This window comes from Paratractidigestivibacter sp. (assembly GCF_052362415.1).
Lineage (GTDB): Bacteria > Actinomycetota > Coriobacteriia > Coriobacteriales > Atopobiaceae > Paratractidigestivibacter.
Genome location: NZ_DAWEMK010000048.1, coordinates 1 through 7,936 on the forward strand (window position 1 = coordinate 1; position 7,936 = coordinate 7,936).

The following is a 7,936-nucleotide window of genomic DNA, read 5'->3' on the forward strand; positions in this document are numbered from 1 at the left end:
GCTCCTGATGATGATCATCATGAGCTTCGTCTTCTCGTATTTCCTGAAGAGCGGCGACATCCAGAACTACCCGCTCTACCTCATCGTCGGCAACATCACCTTCATGCTCATGAGCGACGCCACCAACGGCGGCCTCGGCTCCATCATCGGCGCCTCGTCACTGCTCAAGAAGGTCAAGATCGACCGCTGGGTCTTCCCGGTCCAGAAGGTCTTCTCGGCCGCGGTCAACTTCGCCTTCAGCCTCATCGCCGTCGCCATCGTCATGCTCTTCTTCCGCATCCCGCCCACCATCCACATGCTCTGGATGTTCGTCGCGCTGCTGCTGCTCATGGTGTTCTGCATCGGCATCAGCCTGCTCATCGGCGCGCTCGCGGTCTTCTTCCGCGACATGATCCACCTCTGGAGCGTCCTTCTGACCGCGTGGACCTACCTCACCCCGATCTTCTGGAGCCTGAAGCTGCTCACGGACAACCCGGCGACCCCCGGCTTCGTCATCGCAGTGGTCAAGCTGAACCCGATGTTCAACTACATCGAGATCATGCGCAGCGCCATTGTCTACCAGGCCAACCCCTCCTGTATGTGCCTGCTGCTCGCCGCCGTGTGGGCCGTCGTCGCCCTCATCGCGGGCATCGCAGTCTTCAAGAAGACCGAGCACAAGTTCATCCTCTACATCTAGGAAGCGAGCCGCACCATGGCATACGTCTCTTTGCCCGCGTCCCCCGACGAGGAGTACTCCATCGAGGTCGACGACGTCTCTATGATTTTCAACATCGCTTCTGAGGTCCTTAACAACCTCAAGGAGTACTTCATCAAGGCCATGCGCCACGAGCTGTTCTTCAAGGAGTTCCGGGCCCTCAACCACATCTCGTTCAAGGTCCGCAAGGGCGAGGTCGTGGGGCTCGTGGGCACGAACGGTTCCGGCAAGTCCACGATGCTCAAGTGCATCGCCGGCGTGCTCGAGCCCTCCGAGGGAACGATCAAGGTCCGCGGCAACATCGCGCCGCTGATCGAGCTCGGCGCGGGCTTCGACCCCGAGCTCACCGCGCTGGAGAACATTTATCTCAATGGCGCGCTGCTGGGCTACTCGCACGATTTCATCGATGAGCACCTCCAGGACATCATCGATTTCGCCGAGCTTCAGGACTTTATGGAGATGCCGCTGAAGAACTACTCGAGCGGTATGGTCGCGCGCATCGCCTTCGCCATCGCGACGGTGACCGAGCCTGATCTACTCATCGTCGACGAGACACTGTCGGTCGGCGACGTCTTTTTCCAGGAGAAGTGCCTGAAGAAGATCCGCTCCTTCATCGACTCAGGCAAGGTCACGGTCCTCTTCGTCAGCCACTCGATGGATCAGGTGGCAAAGATCTGCGACCGCTGCGTCTGGATCGAGAAGGGCCAGCAGCGCATGGACGGCCCCACCGCCGAGGTCCTCGAGGCGTACGAGAATCAGTTCAAGTAGAGCCGGCGTTGTAGGGGGTGTGCGGGCTTCTTTGCCGTTGCTGCGCATCCCCTCGAAATCTAACCCCCAAACGAGGGACGTTTTCGATGGCTATTGCCCTCAGAAACGTCCCTCGTTTGGGGGTTAGTTGCCATCCTTGGTCACCAACACTGGGTGACAGTCATTGGCTGCAGCTTTTGAGGACACACATGATTTCTTTTTTTGAAAGGTTGTGCCCGGGCCGGGAAGCGAGCTTCTACCCGAAAAATCACTCTGTCAATCTGAGCGTCGTGATTGTGGTCCTGTCCGAGTGTAAGAAGAGAGCCGTTCTGTCGGGTAATCAAGCTTGTCCATGCCCTCGGGATCTCTCTTAACCGTCTTTTGGAGCAGCGTCCATCCAACCTCTAAGCGGACGATGTGCTTGGCTTGGATTGACCCAGGCCGTCGCCTGTCAAATTCGATGGTGACTATGGTGTAAATCTTGTTCAAGGCGAAGATCGATGCCTCGCCGACGGCTTTGGAGATGGCGTCCTTCGCCTTATCCTAGATTCTGGTCAATCGAATTGTGTCAAGTCATTGACAACTCCCTCGGCTGATTCCGCGGCCGTGTGGACGTAATGAACCATGTCCATATCACGCTTCGTCGGGACGATTCTTCCCGGCGAATCTCCAGTGCTCCATAATGAGCGTCCCATCTGCCTTGCACTCGCGGATCACGCATTTCTTTGCCTCTGACGAATCGACGACATCATTGTCGTCATTGAGATAGTAAATCTCTGAATAGTCGCCTCCAGCAGGCGTTGCCTCATTGACACGCTCGTAAGATGACATCTTAGTCTCCGAGGAACTGGTTGATTTTATGATTGAGCTGGTAGGGACATCTCGCTCTTTTTGAGCGGCGCTGGTCTGACTGGTAACTAATAATCAGTGACTTTGTGTACTGATTACTGAACCTTTCGCGGGAATAGATAGAGAGGTCGGAGGCTGACTTTGGACATGACGACTAAAGAAATTATCTCCATTTTCTTCTTTGGCATTTGCTTACCCGGTCGCATCAATGGCGTGGGCCTATCTGGAGGTGCGCGATATCGACAGGTACGACGGGGACAATCATTTTGTAGATGATGTCGTTGCTGCCGCAATTGACGGGTCGCTTTTTGAAAGGGCTAAAGCCTAGTCCCATCAGCAAGGATGACGCCAAGATTGTTGATTGCTCGGTCTTCTTTGTTTGCGGGATAACTGTTGAATTAGCTAGGGTACTTCTCTGGAAGTACCCTATGTTACCGAGAATTGACAAAACCGCAGGTCGTGGAAAGAAGGGCGCTTGAGGGACGCTGTTAGGGTACTTCTATGGAAGTACCTTATGTTCTCGGAGCGGATTCACGGCGAGGCAATGCGCGAGCTCGCAGCCCAGAACACCCGCGCCGTATACCAGAGTTCGCACGTGAGTCCCTTATTTCCGATAGAAGTGGAAGTCGCAGCAATCCCCGCCGTACCCCAGGGTCTTTGTGCGCGAGAAGCCCAATTTTCTGAGGCCGCCGTAGTTCACGTCGTCGACGTCGCAGAACAGCGGGCACAGCTCCGGGCATCCGTTTTCCACGCAAGCGTCGTGCCAGAGGCACTTGGTGATCGAGGCGTCAAAATAGTCGCGGCCGTGATCCTGCGTGCTCTCCCAGAGATCGCTCGTGCGCATGGTGTGCAAGAAAACGTGTTTGTAGATGCCGAAGAACCCGGGGATGACCTGGGCTTTATTTGTGAAAGCGTGCTTTTGCGCGGCAACGACGTCCATCATGTACGAGCGCATGAGCTCGCGTGCGTGCTCATGCGGAAGCGAGGATCCCATGAGCGCCTTATAGAGCGCAATGCGGGGGAGGATGGTCTCCTCGAGGGTCTTTGCCTGCTCGGCGGATTTGCCGGAGACATTGGAGATAAGTTCGCGAAGCAGTGCGGATTGCCGTGCGAACAACTCGCGCGCGGCGTGGCCCTCCAAGTTGTCGGTGAGAAATTCCTTGATGTCTGCCTGTTGCTTGCTGCCCATGATGCCCGATCCTCCGGAAGCCGCTTGTTCGCTTCATGCAAGAAAGTATAGCATGGCTAACTTATTCGTTTTCGCTCATGAGGAGGAGGTGGTGTGAGCCTGTGATCCGCTGGTTTCCCTTTGGGGCTCTATTGCCGATGCCGTTCGCCGGAACCTGGGACGGCGGGTCCAGTCAGGCGGCATAATCTCAGGGATGGGGGAGGGCGCGAGCCCTTCTTGGCGAAGGGGCTGTTATGGACTACCGCAAGTCGAATAGGGAGCCGGCGCGAAAGAACGCACTCGGCGAAGAGCCAATGCGCGACGTCGCGACCAGCGAAGCCCGAGATGCCAACGAAGCCCGAGATGCCGCTTCTGATTCCTTGGGTTCCGCGCCCACAAAGAAGACCGACTGCAAGTGGCCCGAGCGCAGCGACATCGTCGAGCCTTGCGACGTCTGGTTCAAAGGCGACGACCGCGCTATCGTGACTTGCAGCCCCAACAGCCCGCATCCTCGCGTCTACCTCATGAAGCACGAGACCATCTGGACGGTCGACGACGTCGTTGAGGACGCCGACCTCGAGCAGCTGCTCGAGGGCTACGAGCTTGCCCCGAACGAGACCGAGGACCAGAAGTATGCGATCACGAAGGTGCTCTGCGAGCACCTTGCATACGTTTGGCGAGGCAGCTCCGATGCCGATGCGGATTCGTATTCTTGGACTCCGTCGGCTGAGTTCGCTTCGAGCGAAGACATTGAGCCGGAATCTAAGCCTGACTTTGGGCCGCAGCCTAACTATGAACCGCGGCCCCAAACCTCTCAACAGCGCTCGGGTTGGCACAAGTACTTCGGCATCAGCATCAATTTCTAGCAGCACCTTTTTTGCTGCTGCATTGGCGAATCCAGTGAGCGTTTCTCGCTTTTGATAGTTTCCCGTCTTTGAGATCGAGGGCGGCGAGCAACGCTTACTTCTTTGTAGCTGTGCAGACTGTACAACAGAAGTGCAGCCTGCACTTCCGAGAAAAACGCTGAGTGCAGTCTGCACTTCAAAGGTGCGGCCTGCATAACCCCGCTGTAGTGCAGCCTGCACAAGCTGGCAACAGTGCAGCCTGCAGAAGCTGACGGCAGTGCGGCATACACAAGCTCGCTGCAGTGCATCCTGCGCAAGCAAAACTTAGTGCACCCTGTACAGCTTGCCGAAGTTCTGAGCGAAGCGCGGGCTGCATCCTTCTCGGTTGGGCTGACGGAGCGAACTATCGCCAGTACCGTGAGGCAGTCTACTCAACTATCCCGAAGAGCAGTCTGCTCTATGGGAGAGAAGTCTTCTCTTCTGGAAATGCGAGGGAAAGAAGTCTTCTCTTGTCATGAGAAGTCTTCTCGGATGCGCAGAAGAGAACGCTGCCCTTGACAGCCTCGGCAATCCCCCAGGTAAATCCCCACGTCATCAAAGATTGGCACATGGATTAGCACAAGCGATGTGGCGCCGCCCGCCCTCGACACCTCGTCGACCGCTCGCCGCCGCGGCCCTTGCCCATCGCGCCGCGCAGGCGTACACTCTCACAGAACCTTTAAGCGCGGTACGAGAGACCAGCAAGGTGAGACACCCCTCAACCACGAGGGACGCCCATAGACGAGCTGGATGTCCTGTGCCGCGCGCAAACGGTCAGGGCATCTTTTTTGTCGAAGGGAGTCCCATGGAAGAGGCCAGGCTCAAGGCCCAGATCATGGACGAGCAGGCGATGGGCCGCGCCCTCACCCGCATCGCCCACGAGGTCATCGAGCGCAATGAGGGAGCCGAGGGCATCGGCATCGTCGGCATCGTGAGCAGGGGAGCGATCCTCGCGCCGATGCTCGCCGACGAGATCGAGAAGATCGAGGGCATCCGCCCGCCGGTGGGCACGCTGGACATCAGCTTCTACCGCGACGACGTCAGCCGCCACATCGCGCCCGTGCTCCACAGCACCAACATCCCGTTCAACGTTGACGACCACGACATCATCCTCGTGGACGACGTCCTGTTCACGGGCCGCACTATCCGCTCGGCGCTCGACGCCCTCATCGACTACGGCCGCCCGAAGACCGTCCAGCTCGCCGTCATGGTCGACCGCGGCCACCGCGAGCTGCCGATTCGCGCCGATTACGTGGGCAAGAACGTCCCCTCCTCCCGCGACGAGGACGTCCGCGTGAACATCAAGCCCAGCGACGACACCACGTCCGTCGAGATCTGGACCAAACCGAGCAAGCACAACGGAGGTGCGCAGTAATGCTCTCAGTCAAGCACCTGATCGACACCACGAGCCTCACCGAGGACGACATCTACCAGATCCTCGACACGGCCCGCGCGTTCGAGGACGTCAACAACCGCGCCATCAAGAAGGTCCCGGCTCTCCGCGGCCGCACGATCGTGAACCTCTTCCTGGAGCCCTCTACCCGCACGAAGTCCTCCTTCGAGCTCGCCGAGAAGCGCCTCTCGGCCGACTCCCTCAGCATGGGCGGCGCCACGTCGTCCGTCGTCAAGGGCGAGTCGCTCGCGGATACCATCCAGACCATCGACGCCATGAACGTCGACATGTTCGTCTGCCGCGCCAAACTCGCCGGCACTCCGCAGAAGATTACCGAGCACACCAACGCCATCGTCATCAACGCTGGCGACGGCAAGCACCAGCACCCCACGCAGGCCATGCTTGACCTTTACACCATGCGTAAGCACTTTGGCCACCTCGACGGCCTCAAGGTCGCCATCGTGGGAGACCTTTCCCACAGCCGCGTGTGCGGCTCTTTGGTCCCCGCCCTCAAGACGGTCGGCGCGGACGTCACCCTCGTCGGCCCCCCGACCTTCCAGGTCGACGACCCCGATTACTTTGGCGTGCCCCAGACCGCGGACTTCGATTCCGTGATTCCCGAGATGGACGTTATCTACATGCTGCGCGTCCAGCTTGAGCGCATGGAGGGTGCCTCCATTCCTTCTCGCCGTGAGTACAACCGCCTTTGGGGCCTCGACATGAGCCGCGTGGACAAGATGAAGCCCAATGCCATCATCTGCCACCCGGGCCCCATGAACCGTGGCATGGAGATCAACGCGGACGTGGCCGACTGCGCCCGTTCCAGGATTCTGACCCAGGTCAACTCCGGCGTGCTTACCCGCATGGCCGCCATGTACCTGCTTCTGGGAGGAGAGAACAATGGCATTTCTGCTTAAGGGCGCGCACGTCGTAGACCCGCAGGTGGGCCTCGACGGCTTCCGCGACGTTTTGATCGAGGACGACAAGATCGCCGCCGTCTCGGAGGGCATGGAGGCACCCGAGGGCGCCGTCGTCATCGACGCGCACGACAAGTACCTCGTCCCCGGCCTCGTGGACATGCACGTCCACTTCCGCGATCCCGGCTTCGAGTACAAGGAGACCATCGCCACCGGCTCCGCCGCGGCCGTCCACGGCGGCTTCACCGACGTGGCCACCATGCCCAACACCGACCCGGTTACCGACACCGGCGCCGAGATCCGCTACCAGATCGACCGCGCCCACGCCGCCGGCCTCTGCCATGTGCGCCCCATCGGTGCCATGACGCGCGGCGAGAAGGGCGAGTCCCTCGCCGAGATCGGCGACATGGTCATCGAGGGCGCGGCCGCGTTCTCCGACGACGGCCACGGCGTCCAGTCCGCCGGCATGATGCGCACCTGCATGGAGTACATCGCCCAGTTCGACCGCGTCGCGCTCGCCCACTGCGAGATCGAGTCGCTGTCGGGCCACGGCGTCATCAACGAGGGCCGCGCGTCCACGCGCCTCGGCATGTTCGGCTGGCCTGCGCTCGCCGAGGAGCTCGAGATCTACCGCGACATCGAGCTCGTCCGCCTCACCAACTGCCCGCTGCACATCTGCCACATCTCCACAAAGAAGGGCCTCGACCTCGTGCGCGCCGCCAAGGCCGACGGCCTGCCTGTGACCTGCGAGGTCACCCCGCACCACCTCTTCCTCAACGAGGAGGACATCACCGACGCCTACGACACGAACCTCAAGATGAACCCGCCGCTGCGCACCCCCGAGGATGCCGCGGCCCTGCGCGAGGGCGTGCTCGACGGCTCGATCGACTGCGTCGTGACCGACCACGCGCCGCACGCACCGCACGAGAAGGACTGCGAGTGGGAGATCAGCTTCTTCGGCATTGTGGGCCTCGAGACCTCCCTGCCGCTCATGCTGCAGAACCTCGTCCAGACCGGCAAGATGAGCTGGGCCCGCCTCGTCGAGGTCATGGCCGTCAACCCGCGCCGCCTGCTCCGCCTCGCGCCGGTGAGCATCGTCGAGGGCGCGCCCGCAGACCTCACCCTCATCGACCCCGCCAAGACCGTGAAGATCACCCCCGAGTACCTGCAGAGCCGCTCCAAGAACTCCGCGTGGCTCGGCCAGGAGCTCACGGGCGTCGCGACCGACGTGTGGGCCGGCGGCCGCCGCGTCCTGACCGACGGCGTCGTCACCCCGCAGCACTA

8 protein-coding genes are annotated in these 7,936 nt (G+C 60.2%); 6 read left to right on the forward strand and 2 right to left on the reverse strand.

The window, feature by feature from the left end:
- Together ACT84W_RS06215 and ACT84W_RS06220 are read left to right on the forward strand one after the other, a co-directional pair.
- The coding region (locus tag ACT84W_RS06215) for an ABC transporter permease (protein ID WP_444328588.1) at window positions 1-676 on the forward strand (676 nt) is incomplete at its 5' end.
- Between the two features lie 15 nt (window positions 677-691).
- Window positions 692-1,462 carry an ABC transporter ATP-binding protein gene (locus ACT84W_RS06220; protein ID WP_417576465.1) on the forward strand — a complete coding sequence of 257 codons (771 nt, stop codon included), beginning with the start codon at window positions 692-694 and terminating at the stop codon, window positions 1,460-1,462.
- Between the two features lie 612 nt (window positions 1,463-2,074).
- Here the strand turns inward: ACT84W_RS06220 and ACT84W_RS06225 are convergent.
- The gene (locus tag ACT84W_RS06225) at window positions 2,075-2,272 is read right to left on the reverse strand and encodes a hypothetical protein (RefSeq protein WP_432290835.1); all 198 of its coding nucleotides are present in this window, start codon (window positions 2,270-2,272) and stop codon (window positions 2,075-2,077) included.
- Between the two features lie 622 nt (window positions 2,273-2,894).
- Window positions 2,895-3,479 (reverse strand): L-2-amino-thiazoline-4-carboxylic acid hydrolase, encoded by a 585-nt coding sequence (locus ACT84W_RS06230; protein ID WP_444328589.1) that lies wholly within the window; start codon window positions 3,477-3,479, stop codon window positions 2,895-2,897.
- Between the two features lie 233 nt (window positions 3,480-3,712).
- Here ACT84W_RS06230 and ACT84W_RS06235 point away from each other — a divergent pair, with 233 nt between their 5' ends.
- The 4 genes from ACT84W_RS06235 to ACT84W_RS06250 form a co-directional block, all read left to right on the forward strand.
- Window positions 3,713-4,324 carry a hypothetical protein gene (locus ACT84W_RS06235; protein ID WP_444328590.1) on the forward strand — a complete coding sequence of 204 codons (612 nt, stop codon included), beginning with the start codon at window positions 3,713-3,715 and terminating at the stop codon, window positions 4,322-4,324.
- A gap of 823 nt (window positions 4,325-5,147) precedes the next feature.
- On the forward strand, window positions 5,148-5,717 hold the full coding sequence (gene pyrR / locus ACT84W_RS06240; protein ID WP_417576470.1) for a bifunctional pyr operon transcriptional regulator/uracil phosphoribosyltransferase PyrR: 570 nt from the start codon (window positions 5,148-5,150) through the stop codon (window positions 5,715-5,717).
- A complete protein-coding gene (locus ACT84W_RS06245; RefSeq protein ID WP_417576471.1) occupies window positions 5,717-6,652 on the forward strand; it encodes an aspartate carbamoyltransferase catalytic subunit in 936 nt (311 codons plus the stop codon). The genes pyrR and ACT84W_RS06245 overlap by 1 nt, the downstream gene beginning before the upstream one ends.
- Window positions 6,636-7,936: dihydroorotase (locus ACT84W_RS06250; RefSeq protein WP_432290832.1), on the forward strand; the 1,301-nt coding region annotated here is incomplete at its 3' end. The genes ACT84W_RS06245 and ACT84W_RS06250, both read left to right, overlap by 17 nt.